Genomic DNA, 14,692 nt, shown 5'->3' on the forward strand with positions numbered 1-14,692 from the left:
GAAACTCACTCAGTGCGGGGCCATCAATTGCCGAAGGTGCGTTGCCACCAACCGCGGCGCGGTTCGCCATCGGCGCCTTCGCCCATATCGCCCGCGTCGGCATCGGCAGCGACCGGATCCGCCTCGCTTTCGGTCGCCGGTTCAACACTTGCTTCCGCGGCGACTGCCTTCTTGGCGCGGCTCGCGCGCTTCTTCGGCGCAGGCTTGGCCGGTTCGGCTTCGGCCACGGCAGTTTCCGGTGCCACATCGGCTTCGGCCACGGCCTTGGCGGCTTCGGTCTCGGCCTTGGCCTTGCGCGGCGCGCGCTTGCGCTTCGGCTTTTCCTCGGCGGCGGGTGCTTCTTCGTTGACCGGCTCGTTGGCTTCGGCTGCCTCTACTGGTGCAGCTTCAACCTCGACGACGGCCTCCTCGATGGCCTCGGCGGAATCGGCCTTCTTGCGGCCGCGCCCACCACGACGGCGGCGTGGCTTGGCTTCGGCGTCGCTCGCGTCGGTTTCGGGAGCCGCTTCGGCGGTTTCGGCCGGCGTGGCTTCGTCCGCGTTCGAATCGGCGGTCTCAGCCGTATCGCCATCCTCGCCGCCTTCGCCGCCGATTTCATTGCCCTCGTCATCGCGGCGGCCGCGGCGGCCGCGGCGGCGCCGACGGCGGCGCTTGCGGCCCTCGCCATCGGTATCGCCATCGCTGTCCTCGCGCGTGCGTTCGCGCGGGCGGCGCTCTTCGGACGCTTCCTCCTCGGCTTCCTCTTCTTCCTCGTCCTCGGCGATGTCGTCGTCGTCATCCTCAATTGGCGCGATCGGGGCAAAGCTGCGGCGCTGCGTCGGCGGCGGTCCGGTCACCTCGACCGCCATGCGCGCGCCCTCAGTCTCGCCGTCGGGCAAGATTTCGACGCTGACGCCGTAGAGGTCCTCGATGTCGCGCAGTTCGCGGCGCTTTTCATTGAGGAGGTAGAAAGTCGCTTCCTGGCTCGCGCGCAGCGTGATCTTGCTGCCCTTGCCGCGCGCCGCTTCTTCCTCGATCAGGCGCAAAGCGCTGAGCCCGGCCGACGATGCGGTGCGGACAAGCCCCGTGCCTTCGCAATGCGGGCATGGCCGCGTCGAGGCTTCGAGGACCCCGGTGCGCAGCCGCTGGCGGCTCATTTCCATCAGGCCAAAGCCCGAAATGCGGCCGACCTGGATGCGCGCGCGGTCGTTTTTCAGCGCGTCCTTCATCGCGCGTTCGACCTTGCGAACGTTCGAGCCATGATCCATGTCGATGAAGTCGATGACGACCAGCCCCGCCATGTCGCGCAGGCGCAGCTGGCGGGCGATTTCGGCCGCGGCCTCCAGGTTCGTGCTGAGCGCGGTCTGTTCGATATTATGTTCGCGCGTCGAGCGGCCCGAGTTGATGTCGATCGACACCAAGGCTTCGGTCGGGTTGATCACCAGATAGCCGCCCGATTTCAGCTGGACGACGGGATTGAGCATCCCGGCGAGCTGGTCTTCGACGCCGTAACGCTGATAGAGCGACACGGGGTCGGCATATTGCTTCACGCGCCGCGCGTGGCTCGGCATCAGCAGCTTCATGAACTGCTTGGCCGCCTTGTAGCCCTCGTCGCCCTCGACGAGCACTTCCTCGATATCCTTGTGATAGATATCGCGGATCGCGCGCTTCACCAGGTCGCTGTCCGAATGGATCAGCGCCGGCGCGCTCGATTGCAGCGTCTTTTCACGGATCTCGTCCCACAGGCGGGCGAGATAGTCAAAGTCGCGCTTGATCTCGACCTTGGTGCGGCTCATCCCCGCCGTGCGGACGATGCAGCCCATCGTCGGCGGCAGGTTGAGCTCGTCGATCATCGCCTTCAGCTTGCGGCGATCGGCGCCGTTCGAAATCTTGCGGCTGATCCCGCCGCCGTGCATCGTGTTCGGCATCAGCACGCAATAGCGGCCGGCGAGCGACAGATAGGTGGTGAGCGCCGCGCCCTTGTTGCCGCGCTCTTCCTTTACAACCTGGACCAGCATCACCTGGCGGCGGCGAATGACGTCCTGGATCTTGTAACGCCGACGCAGCGACATGCGATTCTCGCCGTCCTCGTCGTCGCCATTGCGACGCCCGCGGCCCTTGCGGCCGTTGCGACCACCCTTGTTGCCGCGCCCGCGGCGGCGATCGCCGCGGCCGTCCTTGCCTTCTTCGGCTTCGCCTTCGCCGGTGTCGTCGGCGTCTTCCTGGTCTTCGTCGCCGTCCTCGCCAACGGTTTCGGGGGCCGGCGGCGAATCGCCATTCTCGTCGTCATGATATTCGACGTCGGCGACATCGCCTTCGAGTTCGTCCAGATCGTCCTCGGCGCGCTGCGCCGCCTCCGCGGCGTGCTCGGCTTCCTCGCGGAGCAGGGCTTCGCGGTCTTCCTTCGGAATCTGATAATAATCGGGGTGAATTTCGCTGAATGCCAGGAAACCGTGGCGGTTGCCGCCATATTCGACGAACGCCGCCTGCAAAGACGGTTCGACGCGAGTTACTTTGGCCAGATAGATATTGCCCTTGAGCTGTTTATGCTCGGCGGACTCGAAATCAAATTCCTCGATGCGGTTTCCCTTGGTGACGGCGACCCGGGTTTCTTCCCGGTGCCGCGCGTCGATCAACATGCGCGTGGTCATTCGTTACACTCCAAGCGCGCCGTGGCGCGCCATCAAAAATTCCCGCGGGCTTTCCTTGCGAAAAACCGCGGCGGATACGGGTGAAAAGACAAAAATCGTTATTGCCGAAGGCGGCTTGCGTCCGATTCTGGACGCGCATGCGGTCTTCCCGTCCGGCGACCGGGGCGAAAGCGCCCGCGTCGGGATGAGAAGAGGGCATGGCAAGCCTCATGCGGCATCAACCTGTTACGGGGTGAGCGGGCGGGCAGGGCGGGCGCGATGCGAACGCCCCGACTGTCCGGTCAACCGGGTGGACTGGCGGCAGATATGTCCTTCCCCGCATGTCCGGCGCCAAGGCGGCCTTGTTCCGCGAATTTCGCGGCCCAGGCCTTCCCCTCAAAAGGCCGGACGGCACCGGAAAGGACGCCGTCAGTGAAGGGGTGCTAGCATCGGCACGGGCCGACGGCAACCACAACCGCCGCCAAAGATGGGATCGCCCCGAAATGTTGCAAGAATGTCGTGCGCAGCCGATGCCTGTTCCGGCGCCCAAAATCACATCCTCTTCTCGATCTTTAACGCGCGATTCAGGTTCGTGGGGGCCCTGAAACCGGCTGTTTTTGAATAAGCGCTGGACCAATCGCCACGCCGGGCGGCATAGACGCGCCATGAGCCTGCTCGCCCTCATCGGCCTGATCGCGACGCCGCCGGCGACGGGCGCCGGTGTCGATCGTCCGCGCACCGAGTTCGGCACAACCGCGGCGTTCCGTGCGCAGCGGCCCGGCAAGCGTTACAGCGTCACCGTCCCGATCGGCAAGCCAAGGCCTGCGGTGCCATTACCGCGGATCGAGGGGCCGGACGACGATCGCCTGCCGCTCGTCGTCATCGACGCGGGGCATGGCGGGCACGATCCCGGCGCGATTTCGCCGCACAATGGCCAACGCGAAAAGGATGTGACGCTCGCGCTCGCGCGCGCGATCGGCGACGAACTTGTCGCCTCGCGCCGCGTCCGCGTCGCGCTGACCCGCGCCGACGACCGCTTTCTGGTGCTCGAGGAACGCTATGGCATCGCCCGGCGGCTGAAGGCCGACTTATTCATTTCGATCCACGCCGACGCCGCCGAAAACCGCGAGGCGCACGGCGCGTCGGTCTATACCCTGTCCGAAGTCGCGTCCGACCGCGAAGCGGCGCGGCTAGCAGCGCGCGAGAACAAGGCAAATATCATCAACGGCGTCGACCTTGGCGCGCACGGCGACGACGTGTCGTCGATCCTGATCGATCTGACACAGCGTGAAACGATGAACACCTCGGCCGAATTCGCCCGGCTGCTCCAGCGCGAGGCATCGGACGAAGTGCCCTTCCGCACCACCGCGCACCGCTTCGCTTCCTTCGTGGTGCTCAAGGCGCCCGACACGCCCTCGGTGCTGTTCGAGACGGGCTTCCTCTCGAACAAGGACGACGCCGAATTCCTCACCTCGACATCCGGCCGCCGGAAAATCGCGCGCGGCGTGCGCGAGGCAGTGCATATCCACTTCGCGCGGCGCATCGCCACCCAGTGAAAGCGACAAGTCCCAAGCAAGTTAGTCTTGACCAACTTTCTTCGCAGCGACAGCTTTGCGGTAAGCGAAGGAGCGAGCGGCATGGCGTGGAGCAACTGGTCGGGCAGCGTCACCGCGCGCGCCGCGATTGCACGGCCGCAAAGTGAGGATGAACTCGCCGCGCTGATCCGCGGTGCGCACCGGCTGCGCGTTGCGGGGGCGGGACACAGTTTCATGCCGCTCTGCGAATCGGACGGGCTGATCGTGAGCCTCGATGCCATGCCGGGCGAGATTCGCGTCGCCCCTGACCGCCGCACCGCGCGCATTCCCGCGGGGTGGAGCATCCGGCGCCTTACCGCGTCGCTCTGGGACCATGGACTCGCGCTCTCCAATCAGGGCGACGTCAATCCGCAGTCGCTCGCGGGCGCGATGGCGACGGGTACGCACGGCACCGGCATCGACTTGGGCTCGCTATCGACCTTTGCGCGCGGTTTCCGCTTCATCGATGCCGCGGGCGAGGCGCATTGGTGCGACGCTGATACCAACGCCGATCTCTATCAGGCGCAGCGCCTGTCGCTCGGCCTGTTCGGCGTCGTGACCGAAATCGACGTCGCGGTCGTCCCCGCCTTTCACCTCGCCGAACGGATCGAAAAGCGCCGCTGGGCGGAGATTCGCGAAAGCTATGACGAGCTGGCGCAGCGGCACCGCCACGTCGAGTTCTGGTTCTTTCCGCACAGTGATGACGTAATCCTGAAAACGCTCGACCCGTGCGATCCGTGCGACCCGCCGCCGACGACGACCGACATGGAGGAGGCGACGTTTCGCCGCATCCTCGACATCTCGGCACGCCTGCCCGTCTTCACGCCCCTGCTTCAGCGGCTGATGATGAAAAGCCCGATCTCGGGCCGCCGCCGCGGCCCCGCGCACGCGATATTTCCCTCCGATCGCACGATCCGGTTCGAGGAGATGGAATATGAAATGCCGCGCGCCGCGGGGCTGGAGACGCTCGAAGAGGTCGTCGGCTGGATTCGCACGAAACGCCTGCCCGTCACCTTTCCCTTCGAATATCGCACCGTTGCCGCTGACGACATCTGGATGAGCCCGATGAACGCCGGGCCGGTCGCCGCAATTTCGATGCACCAATATGCAAAAATGCCCTGGCAAAATCTGTTTGCCGAGGCCGAGGCGATTTTCCGCGCCCATGGTGGCCGCCCGCACTGGGCGAAACGCCACAGCCTGACCCGCGCCGATGTGGCTGACCTCTATCCGATGGCGCCGCGCTACATCGCGGTGCGCCGCGCCGCCGACCCGGCGGGCAAGTTCCTGAACCCCCATCTCGAAAGCCTATTTGCATGACCAGCGACCGCATCCTGCACGACGCGCTGATCGGCCGGCAGGGCAGCCGCGCTGACCTCAATACCCCGGTGCTGATCCTCGACCGCGCTGCGCTCGACCGCAATATTGCCCGCATGGCGGCGCTGACCAAAGCCGCGGGCGTCGCGCTCCGCCCCCATGCCAAGACGCACAAAAGCGTCGACATCGCCCGCCGCCAGATCGCAGCCGGTGCGGTCGGCGTCTGCTGCGCGAAGATCGGCGAGGCGGAGGTGCTGGCAGGCGGCGGCATCGCCGGCGTCCTCATCACCTCGCCCGTCGCGGCACCCGCCGCGATCGCCCGCCTCGCCGCGCTGGCAGCGCGCGCCGAGGGACTGATGGCGGTCGTCGATCACCCTGCGGTCGCCGGGCGGCTGGACGCCGCGCTCGCGGCGGAGGGTGCAAAGCTCGACGTGATCATCGACATCGACCCCGGCATCGCGCGAACCGGCGTCGCGTCGGCCGATGCTGCGGTCGCGCTCGCGCAGACAATCGACGCCTTGCCGACGCTGACCTATCGCGGCGTGCAATTTTACTGCGGGTCGCAGCAGCATATCGAAAGCTATGCCGAACGCCGCGCCGCGATCGTCGGGCGCACCGACTATTTGCGGACGGCCATCGCCGCCCTCTCCGCCGCCGGTTTTGCGCCCGGCATCGTCACCGGGTCGGGCACCGGCACCCACCGCATCGACCTTGAGCTTGGCGTCTTCACCGAACTTCAGGCGGGCAGCTATATCTTCATGGACAAGCAATATCTCGACTGCGAACTGACCGAGGGCGAAGCGGCGCCGTTCGAGGTCGCGCTTGCGGTCGATGCGCGCGTGGTCAGCGCCAATCACAGCGGCCTCGTCACGATCGACGCAGGCTTCAAGTCGCTCTCGACCGACGGCGGCGTCGCGGCGGTTCGGCGCGGCGCGCCCGACAATGCCTGTTTCGCCTTCATGGGTGACGAACATGCCGCGCTGATCGCTCCCGGAATCGGCGAAGCCCTGCACCCCGGCGATCCGGTCAGCCTGACCGTGCCGCACTGCGACCCGACGGTGAACCTGTACGACCATTATCATGTCGTCGACGGCGACACGCTGATCGACATCTGGCCGGTCAGCGCGCGCGGCTGCGCGCGGTGACGGCGGTGGCGCGGCCCGCCGCAACTATGCTTCCCTTTCGGCGATCCACGCTTTAGAGGCGGGGGCCTATGGCCGCCGACCGTTCGACCGATTTTCGCCTGCGCCTGCGCCGCGACAGCAACGCAGTCATCGCTTGGGTCCGCGAGATGTGGACACGGCGCTGGTTCCGCTGGCTTGGCTATCTCGCCGCCGCGGGCCTTTTGGCCATTGCGCTGATCTGGGTGATATTTGCGCGCGACCTGCCGTCGGTCGACCAACTGCGCACCTATGAACCCCCGCTGCCGACGATGGTCCGCGATGGCGAGGGCAAGCCCGTGCACAGCTATGCGCGCGAGCGCCGCGTCCAGCTCGATTATAGCGAATATCCGCCGCTGCTCGTCCGCGCCTTTCTCGCCGCGGAGGACAAGACCTTCTTCAGCCACGGCGGGATCGACTATCCGGGTATCGTATCGGCGATCATCACCAACTTGTCGAGCAGCGGCCGGCCGGTCGGCGCGTCGACGATCACCCAGCAGGTCGCAAAAAATCTGCTGCTGACCAACGAGCTCAGCTATCGCCGCAAGATTCGCGAGGCAATCCTCGCGATGCGGATCGAGGATGCGCTGACCAAGGAACAGATTCTCGAACTTTATCTCAACGAAATCCCGCTGGGCCGGCGGAGCTTCGGGGTTCAGGCGGCCAGCCGCGCCTATTTCGACAAGGATGTCGATCAGCTGGCGCTGCATGAAATGGCGTTCCTTTCAATCCTGCCCAAGGCACCCGAACGTTATGGCCGCGCGCGCTTTGAAAGCGACGCGATCGCGCGGCGCAATTTCGTGCTCGGCTCGATGCAGGAAAATGGCTGGATCACCGCGGCGCAGCGCGACGCGGCGCGCGCGATGCCGCTCGGCCTTACGAGCAGCGGCAACCGCGCGGTCGCACAGGTTGGCGGCTATTTCATGGAAGAGGTGCGGCGCCAGCTGATCGCCGAATTCGGCGAAACGGCCGAGGACGGCCCGCTCAGCGTCTATGCCGGGGGCCTTTGGGTCCGCACGCCCTATGACGGCAAGATGCAGGTCGCGGCGACGCGCGCGCTGCGCAAGGGGCTGCAACGCTATGACGCGGGCAAGGGCTGGTCGGGGCCGATCGCGACGATCGAGGCCGACGAGCAATGGCAGAGCCGCCTCGCGTCGAGCTTCATCGGCATCGATTATGACAATTGGCGCATCGCCGCCGTGCTGTCGAAAAGCGGCGGTGCGGCGCGCATCGGCTTTTCCAACGGCGACACGGGCACGCTTCCCGCCAGCGCGGCGACGATGGGCTATCGTCGCACGGGCGGCAGCGCCTTTTCGGCATTGCGTCCGGGCGATCTGATCGCGGTCAAATCGACCGGCGGCAGCAGCTATGCCTTGCGCAACATTCCCGAAGTGTCGGGCGGTATGGTCGTCGAAAGTCCGCATTCGGGCCGCATCTATGCGATGCAGGGCGGCTTCGACGTCCGCCTGTCGCCCTTCAATCGCGCGACGCAGGCACAGCGGCAGCCGGGCTCGACGATCAAGCCTTTCGTCTATGCCGCCGCGCTCGACAATGGCATGACCCCGGCGACGATGATCGTCGACGGACCCTTCTGCGTCTATCAGGGGGCAGCGCTGGGCAATAAATGCTTCCGCAACTTCGGCAATTCGGGGGGCAGCGGCGAACATACGATGCGCTGGGGCCTCGAACAGTCGCGCAACTTGATGACGGTGCGCGCGGCAAGCCAGATCGGTATGGAGCCGGTGGTCGAAACCATCGCGACGATGGGCATCGGCAAGCACGAACCTTACCTGTCGACCGCGCTCGGCGCCGGATCGACGACGGTCGAGAAAATCACGAACGCCTATGCGATGCTTGCGAACCATGGCCGCGAGCTCAAACCGCGGGTGATCGATTATGCGCAGGACCGCCGCGGCAAGGTGATTTTCCCGAAGAACTGGAAACCGTGCGACGGCTGCAACATGAAAGATTGGGACGGGCGCCCGATGCCGCGTTTCGCGCGATCGGGGCGGCAGTTGATGGACCCGATGACCGCCTATCAGGTCGTACACATGCTCGAAGGCGTCGTCCAGCGCGGCACCGCGGTGCGGCTGCGCGACCTTGGCGTCCCGCTGTTCGGCAAGACCGGCACCACCACCGGCCCGAACGACGTCTGGTTCGTCGGCGGCACGCCCGATGTGATCGCAGGGATGTATATCGGTTTCGACCAGCCGCGCAGCATGGGCGGCTATGCCCAGGGCAGCAGCTATGCCGCGCCTATCTTCAAGGATTTCGCGATCGAAGCGCTCGCCGATCGCCAGCCGATTCCGTTCGCCGCGCCCAAGGGCGTTCGTATGGTCCGTATCGACCGCCGAACGGGGCGCCGCGTTTACGGCAGCTGGCCGGGAAATGACCCGCTCGCCGGCATCATCTGGGAAGCCTTCAAGCCCGAAAGCGAACCGCGGCGGACGATCCGTCAGGAGGAAATCAGGCCGCCCAGGACGCCGCAGCGGCAGGACGCGCCCGTCCAGCAGACGCCGGGGCGGCGCAGCGACAGCGAATTTCTGGAGGACCGCGGCGGCATCATCTGACGCAGCGCGCCTTCTTCCCCTGCGGCGTTTGAGGCCGTAAGGGCGAGACCAACATTTTTCAGGAGCCAAGAACATGCGCGCCGAAGCGCAGGATCATATCGACAAGATTGCCGCCGCCCTCGCGCTGCTGCGCCGCTTTCTCGACTGGGATCGCGCGGTGCGCCGCCTCGACGAACTCAATGCCAAGGTCGAGGATCCGACGCTGTGGAACGATGCCAAGGCGGCGCAGGAGGTGATGCGCGAACGCCGTCGGCTCGACGAGGCGATCACCGCGACGCGTGCGATCGAAACCGAATGCGCCGAAACCGCCGAGCTGATCGAACTCGCCGAAATGGAAGGCGACGAGGCGATGGTCGACGAAGCGGTCGCCAGCCTCGCTGCGCTCGCCGCACGCGCCGAGGAAGACAAGATCAAGGCGCTGCTCGCGGGCGAGGCCGACGCCAACGACTGCTATATCGAGGTTCACGCGGGCGCAGGCGGGACCGAGAGCCAGGACTGGGCCGAAATGCTTCAGCGCATGTATATGCGCTGGGCAGAAAAGCGCGGGATGAAGGTCGAACTCGTCGAATATCAGGCGGGGGAACAGGCGGGCATCAAATCGGCGACGATGCTGGTCAAGGGCGAGAATGCCTATGGCTATGCCAAGACCGAAAGCGGCGTCCACCGCCTCGTCCGCATTTCGCCCTACGACAGCTCGGCGCGGCGCCACACCAGCTTTTCCAGCGTCTGGGTCTATCCGGTGATCGACGACAATATCGAGATCGAGATCAACGAAAGCGACCTCAAGATCGACACCTACCGCGCGTCGGGCGCCGGCGGCCAGCACGTCAACACGACCGATTCGGCGGTGCGCATCACGCACATCCCGACGGGCATCGTCGTCGCAAGCCAGAACGACCGATCGCAGCACAAGAACCGCGCGACCGCGATGGGGATGCTGAAGGCCCGGATGTACGAGGCCGAGCTGCAAAAGCGCGAGGCCGCGGCATCGGGCGAATATCAAGCAAAGACCGAGATCGGCTGGGGTCACCAGATCCGCTCCTATGTGCTGCAACCCTATCAGCTGGTGAAAGATCTCCGAACGGGCGTGACCTCGACCGCGCCCGGCGACGTGCTCGATGGCGCGCTCGACCCCTTCATGGCGGCGGCGCTGTCGCAGAAGGTGACGGGCGAAAAGGTCGACGTCGAGGACATCGACTGATGCGGCGCGGCGCCCTCGCTGCGCTGGCGCTGCTGCCGCTGCTCGGCGGCTGCGACGGCCCGTGGAGCGAGGACAGCAGCCGCATCGAAACCGCGCGCGAATTTCCGCCCGCCGACCGCCCCGTCGCACCCACTGTCTCGACCAAATGGTCGACGGAGGAAGCGCGAGACCGCGTCAACGAAGCCGAAGACGTGATGGACTCGGCCGACGTCCGGCCGGGAATGACCGTCGCCGACATCGGCGCGGGCGACGGCTATTATACCGTGCGCCTCGCGCAGCGCGTCGGCGCCGCGGGCCGCGTGCTGGCGCAGGACATCATACCCGAGGTGATCGAGCGCCTCGCCGACCGCGTGGCGCGCGAACGGCTCGACAATGTGTCGCTCAAGCTCGGCGCGGTGGATGATCCGCGCCTGCCCGCAGCGAGCTTCGACCGTGTGTTCATGGTGCATATGTATCACGAGATCGGCGAGCCCTATGCCTTCCTCTGGCGGCTGCGCCCCGCGCTGCGCAAGGGCGGACAGGTGATCGTCGTCGACGGCGACCGCCCGATCGCGCAGCACGGCACGCCCTTCCGCCTGCTCGTCTGCGAGTTCGAGGCGGTGGGCTACAAGCTCGTCTCCTATGACGACAAGCAGCACGCCGGCGGCTATCTCGCGCGCTTCGTTCCCGAAGGCGATCGCCCCGCACCGGACGCGATCAAGGTCTGCGACAATCCCTAGAGGAAAACGTCGCCCCCGCGAAGGCGGGGGCCGCTATCTATCTTGCGCCATGTTGCCAGCGGCCCCCGCCTTCGCGGGGGCGACGGGAATCGGTCAATAAACGACCAACCGGTCCTCTGCCGCCACCGCCGCCAGGAAACTGACGACCCCGCCCGCCTTCACGCCGCCGACGATCCGGTCCGCAGTTAAATCACTCAGCGCCAGCCCCGACTGGCACACGACCATCTCGACCCCGCTCGCCAGCGCCTCGTCGATCAACTCGCCCAGGCCCGGCAATCCCGCCGAGCGCCGCGCGCCGTCGCCCGCAAAACCAGCTGGTGCGCGCAGCATCGCGGCGGCATCGCCTTGCAAAAATACGCGCGCGGGCTGTCCCAGCGCGGCAGCGGCGATCGCCGTCTCGAGCGCCGCGCAAAAACGCCCCCAATCGGCCGACGCGACAATGATGTTCAGCCCCGGCATATCGGACACTCCGGCTCCTTGGCGACCGCGACCTCGCGCCAGCGCCGGTCAAACATGTCGATGATCGTGAGGCGCCCGACCAGCGGCGTGCCCCAGCCCGACAGCGCGCGCACCACCTCCAGCGCCGCCATCGTCCCGACCATGCCCGCGAGCGCGCCCATCACGCCCGCCTCGGCGCAGTTGATCCCCGGCCGGTCGGGATCGTCGCCGACCAGGCAGGCATAACAGGGGCTATCGCCGCGCCACCCTTCGTACAGCGCGACCTGCCCCTCGAACGCGCCGATTGCCGCCGACAGCAGCGGGATTTGCTGTGCCACCGCCGCGCGGTTGACCGTCAGCCGCGTCGCGAAATTGTCGCAGCCGTCGAGGATCAGGCTCGCGCCAGCCAGCAGCGCCGCGGCGTTCGTTTCGTCCAGCCGTTCGGCCACCGCGACCGCTTCGACATGCGGATTGATCCGCCGCGCCGCATCGGCCGCGACCGTCGCCTTCGACGCCCCGATGTCGGCGTCGGTGAACAAAGGCTGGCGCTGAAGATTCGAAAGCTCGACAACATCATGGTCGATGATCGTCAGCCGCCCGACCCCCGCCGCCGCCAGATAGGTGATCGCCGGGCAGCCGATCCCGCCTGCGCCGATGATCGCGATATGCGACGCTTTCAGCTTCGCCTGTCCCGCGCCGCCGAACGCCGGCAGGATGATCTGGCGGGCGTAGCGGTCAAGTTCGGCGTCGCTCAGCACTATTCGGCAGGTCGGCGGAGCTTGATACCCGACAGCGAAGCGAGGCCTGCGGTTTTGGTCGTTTCGTCGGCCGCGTCGCTCTCGACCCCCGTCGATCCAAAGCCGCCCGCGCCGCGCGCGGTGTCGTCCAGCCTGTCGACCTCGGCAAAGGTCGCGCGCTGTACCAGCGCCGGGACGAGCTGCGCAATGCGGTCGCCGCGCTTCACCTCGAAATTATCGTCGCCCAGATTGGCGAGGATCACCTTCACTTCGCCGCGATAGTCGCTGTCGATCGTCCCCGGCGTGTTGAGGCAGGTGATGCCATGTTTAAGCGCCAGCCCCGACCGCGGCCGCACCTGCACCTCATAGCCCGCCGGGATCGCCATCGCGAAGCCGGTCGCGACCGCGTGACGCGTGCCGGGGCGGATCGTCAGCGTCTCGGCCGCGACAACGTCCATCCCTGCCGCGCCATCGCTGGCATAGGCGGGCAGGGGCAGGCCGCCGCCGTTGGGCAGCCGCTGGATAGCGATCTCAATCGGATTCAGGGGGGACGCGTCGGTCGAGTTCATCGGCGATCTTTTCCATCAATTTGCGGGCGACGGCCGCTTTGGGCAGGCGGTCCCAGCTGTCTACCCCGTCTTTGCTAACGATATGCACCCGGTTGCTATCGCCGCCCATTGGGTCGGCCGACACATCATTGGCGACGATCCAGTCGCACCCCTTGCGCGCGAGCTTTGCCTGCGCATGGGCGATGACATCGTTGGTCTCGGCGGCAAAGCCGATCAGCAGCGGCGGGCGTTCAGGCGACCCCGCGACACTCGCCAATATGTCGGGATTTTCGGCGAGTGCGAGTGGCGGAACCTGCCCGCTGCCATCCTTCTTGATCTTCTGCGCCTGGCTTTCGGCGGCGCGCCAGTCGGCGACCGCGGCGACCATGATAGCGGCATCGACCGGCAGGCCCTGGCGCACTTCTTCGGCCATTTCGACTGCGGTTTCGACATCGACGCGGATCACACCAGGCGGCGTCGGCAGCGGTACCGGCCCCGCGATCAGCAGCACCTGGGCGCCTGCATTGGCGGCGGCGGCGGCGATCGCAAAGCCCTGCTTGCCGCTCGACCGGTTGGCGATATAGCGCACGGGGTCGATCGGCTCGTGCGTCGGTCCCGCGGTGACAAGGACGCGGCGGCCGTGGAGCGGCCGGTGATTGGCGGGCGCGAAATCGGGCTGCCCTGACAGGATCGAGGGGGCGGGCGCGTTCGCCAGCGCCGCCTCAATCGCCGCAAAAATCGCCTCGGGTTCGGGCAGGCGTCCCGGCCCATATTCGCCGCACGCCATCTCGCCCTCGTCGGGCGCCATTACCGTCACCCCGTCGCCGCGCAAGGTGGCGACGTTGCGCTGCGTCGCCGCGTGCAGCCACATGCGCACATTCATCGCGGGCGCGGCGAGCACCGGCTTGTCGGTCGCGAGCAGCAAGGTCGTCGCCAGATCGTCGGCTTGTCCCCCGGCCATCTTGGCCAACAGGTCTGCCGTCGCGGGGGCGACGACGACCAGATCGGCCTCGCGGCTCAATTGGATATGCCCCATCTCGACCTCGTCCTTCAGGTCAAACAGGCTGATATAAACCTTGTTTTCGCTCAATGCCGCGAGCGTCAGCGGCGTCACGAACTGCTCGCCCGCGCGCGTGAGGACGCAGCGCACCGTCATGCCCGCCTTGCGCAGCAGGCGGACAAGCTCGATGCTCTTATAAGCGGCAATGCCGCCGCCAACGATAAGCAGGATGCGTTTCGGTGCCATCGTCATACCCCCGTCAGCAACACATCAAGCGCATCGATGATAACAAAGCTGTGATCGCCAAGATTCGTGACGACCTCGCTTAATTGACGCGCCGGAATGGCCGCCGCGAACTGCGTGTATAGAACATGGCCGGCGTCCTCGACGGTGAAGATCGGGTTGAGGCGCCGGGCAACCACCTCGAATTCGCTGACCGGTAGCAGCGGCACGACAAAGCGGGTATCGAGGTGGCGCAGTAGATCGGATTGGCAGTCCACGACCAAGCCACCGTCCAACGTGCGCCGCACATCGAATTGCGCCATCAGAATAGCCGGTATCTGGCGAGCGGCAGCCCATTTTTACGCACATACTCGTTGGACGCTTCGATCGCCGCGCGATTCTCTTCCTGCCATTTTGCCCATCTTGCGTTTTTAACCTGAGCCGCGAGACCGGTCTGGCAGGCTTCGCTGACATTGATGCCCAGCGTACGCGCTTCCTCGACCAGTTCCGCGTTTAGCGACACATTGGTGGCCTTCTTTGGCCCGTCGAATCGCATCGGACGGTTCATCGCCATTCTCCTTGCGCATATGATATGCGCAA

12 protein-coding genes and 1 pseudogene are annotated in these 14,692 nt (G+C 66.2%); 6 read left to right on the forward strand and 7 right to left on the reverse strand.

Annotated elements, in window-relative coordinates:
* Positions 1-23 precede the first annotated feature (23 nt).
* Positions 24-2,630, reverse strand: a complete 2,607-nt coding sequence (locus VSX77_RS05755; protein ID WP_338426700.1) for an Rne/Rng family ribonuclease — start codon at positions 2,628-2,630, stop codon at positions 24-26.
* A 737-nt stretch (positions 2,631-3,367) separates the two neighbouring features.
* Here VSX77_RS05755 and VSX77_RS05760 point away from each other — a divergent pair.
* The 6 genes and pseudogenes from VSX77_RS05760 to VSX77_RS05785 all read left to right on the forward strand — a co-directional run.
* Positions 3,368-4,165: pseudogene (locus VSX77_RS05760) on the forward strand (N-acetylmuramoyl-L-alanine amidase family protein); the annotation flags it as partial.
* A gap of 27 nt (positions 4,166-4,192) precedes the next feature.
* Positions 4,193-5,500: a D-arabinono-1,4-lactone oxidase gene (locus tag VSX77_RS05765; protein ID WP_338426701.1), complete on the forward strand. Its 1,308-nt coding sequence runs from the start codon at positions 4,193-4,195 to the stop codon at positions 5,498-5,500.
* Positions 5,497-6,642 carry a DSD1 family PLP-dependent enzyme gene (locus VSX77_RS05770; RefSeq protein WP_338426702.1) on the forward strand — a complete coding sequence of 382 codons (1,146 nt, stop codon included), beginning with the start codon at positions 5,497-5,499 and terminating at the stop codon, positions 6,640-6,642. The genes VSX77_RS05765 and VSX77_RS05770 overlap by 4 nt, the downstream gene beginning before the upstream one ends.
* Before the next feature lie 68 nt (positions 6,643-6,710).
* Positions 6,711-9,227 (forward strand): penicillin-binding protein 1A, encoded by a 2,517-nt coding sequence (locus VSX77_RS05775; RefSeq protein WP_338426703.1) that lies wholly within the window; start codon positions 6,711-6,713, stop codon positions 9,225-9,227.
* A gap of 73 nt (positions 9,228-9,300) precedes the next feature.
* Positions 9,301-10,428 carry a peptide chain release factor 2 gene (gene prfB / locus VSX77_RS05780; protein WP_338426704.1) on the forward strand — a complete coding sequence of 376 codons (1,128 nt, stop codon included), beginning with the start codon at positions 9,301-9,303 and terminating at the stop codon, positions 10,426-10,428.
* Positions 10,428-11,147 carry a class I SAM-dependent methyltransferase gene (locus VSX77_RS05785; protein WP_338426705.1) on the forward strand — a complete coding sequence of 240 codons (720 nt, stop codon included), beginning with the start codon at positions 10,428-10,430 and terminating at the stop codon, positions 11,145-11,147. Before prfB ends, VSX77_RS05785 begins: the two co-directional genes overlap by 1 nt.
* A 93-nt stretch (positions 11,148-11,240) precedes the next feature.
* On the opposite strand, the gene VSX77_RS05790 is transcribed toward VSX77_RS05785, so the two are convergent.
* Genes VSX77_RS05790 through VSX77_RS05815 form a run of 6 tightly spaced genes read right to left on the reverse strand, consistent with a single transcriptional unit; the run spans position 11,241 to position 14,660 of the window.
* On the reverse strand, positions 11,241-11,606 hold the full coding sequence (locus VSX77_RS05790; protein ID WP_338427224.1) for a DsrE family protein: 366 nt from the start codon (positions 11,604-11,606) through the stop codon (positions 11,241-11,243).
* Positions 11,594-12,343: a HesA/MoeB/ThiF family protein gene (locus VSX77_RS05795; protein WP_338426706.1), complete on the reverse strand. Its 750-nt coding sequence runs from the start codon at positions 12,341-12,343 to the stop codon at positions 11,594-11,596. The genes VSX77_RS05790 and VSX77_RS05795 overlap by 13 nt, the downstream gene beginning before the upstream one ends.
* A complete protein-coding gene (gene dut / locus VSX77_RS05800) occupies positions 12,343-12,891 on the reverse strand; it encodes a dUTP diphosphatase (RefSeq protein WP_422397292.1) in 549 nt (182 codons plus the stop codon). The genes VSX77_RS05795 and dut overlap by 1 nt, the downstream gene beginning before the upstream one ends.
* Positions 12,854-14,116: a bifunctional phosphopantothenoylcysteine decarboxylase/phosphopantothenate--cysteine ligase CoaBC gene (gene coaBC / locus VSX77_RS05805; protein WP_338426707.1), complete on the reverse strand. Its 1,263-nt coding sequence runs from the start codon at positions 14,114-14,116 to the stop codon at positions 12,854-12,856. Before coaBC ends, dut begins: the two co-directional genes overlap by 38 nt.
* Positions 14,117-14,118: 2 nt before the next feature.
* Positions 14,119-14,415 carry a CcdB family protein gene (locus VSX77_RS05810; protein WP_338426708.1) on the reverse strand — a complete coding sequence of 99 codons (297 nt, stop codon included), beginning with the start codon at positions 14,413-14,415 and terminating at the stop codon, positions 14,119-14,121.
* The gene (locus VSX77_RS05815; protein ID WP_338426709.1) at positions 14,415-14,660 is read right to left on the reverse strand and encodes a type II toxin-antitoxin system CcdA family antitoxin; all 246 of its coding nucleotides are present in this window, start codon (positions 14,658-14,660) and stop codon (positions 14,415-14,417) included. The genes VSX77_RS05810 and VSX77_RS05815 overlap by 1 nt, the downstream gene beginning before the upstream one ends.
* Between the last annotated feature and the right edge of the window lie 32 nt (positions 14,661-14,692).

Origin of the sequence: Sphingopyxis sp. TUF1 (genome assembly GCF_036687315.1) — a bacterium.
GTDB classification, from domain to species: domain Bacteria; phylum Pseudomonadota; class Alphaproteobacteria; order Sphingomonadales; family Sphingomonadaceae; genus Sphingopyxis; species Sphingopyxis kveilinensis.

Excerpts from the sequence above, each read along its gene's own strand:
- VSX77_RS05755 (WP_338426700.1), bottom strand. The coding sequence starts at position 2,630 with ATGACCACGCGCATGTTGATCGACGCGCGGCACCGGGAAGAAACCCGG.
- VSX77_RS05785 (WP_338426705.1), top strand. The coding sequence starts at position 10,428 with ATGCGGCGCGGCGCCCTCGCTGCGCTGGCGCTGCTGCCGCTGCTCGGC.
- VSX77_RS05815 (WP_338426709.1), bottom strand. The coding sequence starts at position 14,660 with ATGAACCGTCCGATGCGATTCGACGGGCCAAAGAAGGCCACCAATGTG.
- VSX77_RS05775 (WP_338426703.1), top strand. The coding sequence starts at position 6,711 with ATGGCCGCCGACCGTTCGACCGATTTTCGCCTGCGCCTGCGCCGCGAC.
- VSX77_RS05770 (WP_338426702.1), top strand. The coding sequence starts at position 5,497 with ATGACCAGCGACCGCATCCTGCACGACGCGCTGATCGGCCGGCAGGGC.
- prfB (WP_338426704.1), top strand. The coding sequence starts at position 9,301 with ATGCGCGCCGAAGCGCAGGATCATATCGACAAGATTGCCGCCGCCCTC.
- coaBC (WP_338426707.1), bottom strand. The coding sequence starts at position 14,116 with ATGGCACCGAAACGCATCCTGCTTATCGTTGGCGGCGGCATTGCCGCT.
- VSX77_RS05810 (WP_338426708.1), bottom strand. The coding sequence starts at position 14,415 with ATGGCGCAATTCGATGTGCGGCGCACGTTGGACGGTGGCTTGGTCGTG.
- VSX77_RS05790 (WP_338427224.1), bottom strand. The coding sequence starts at position 11,606 with ATGCCGGGGCTGAACATCATTGTCGCGTCGGCCGATTGGGGGCGTTTT.
- dut (WP_422397292.1), bottom strand. The coding sequence starts at position 12,891 with ATGAACTCGACCGACGCGTCCCCCCTGAATCCGATTGAGATCGCTATC.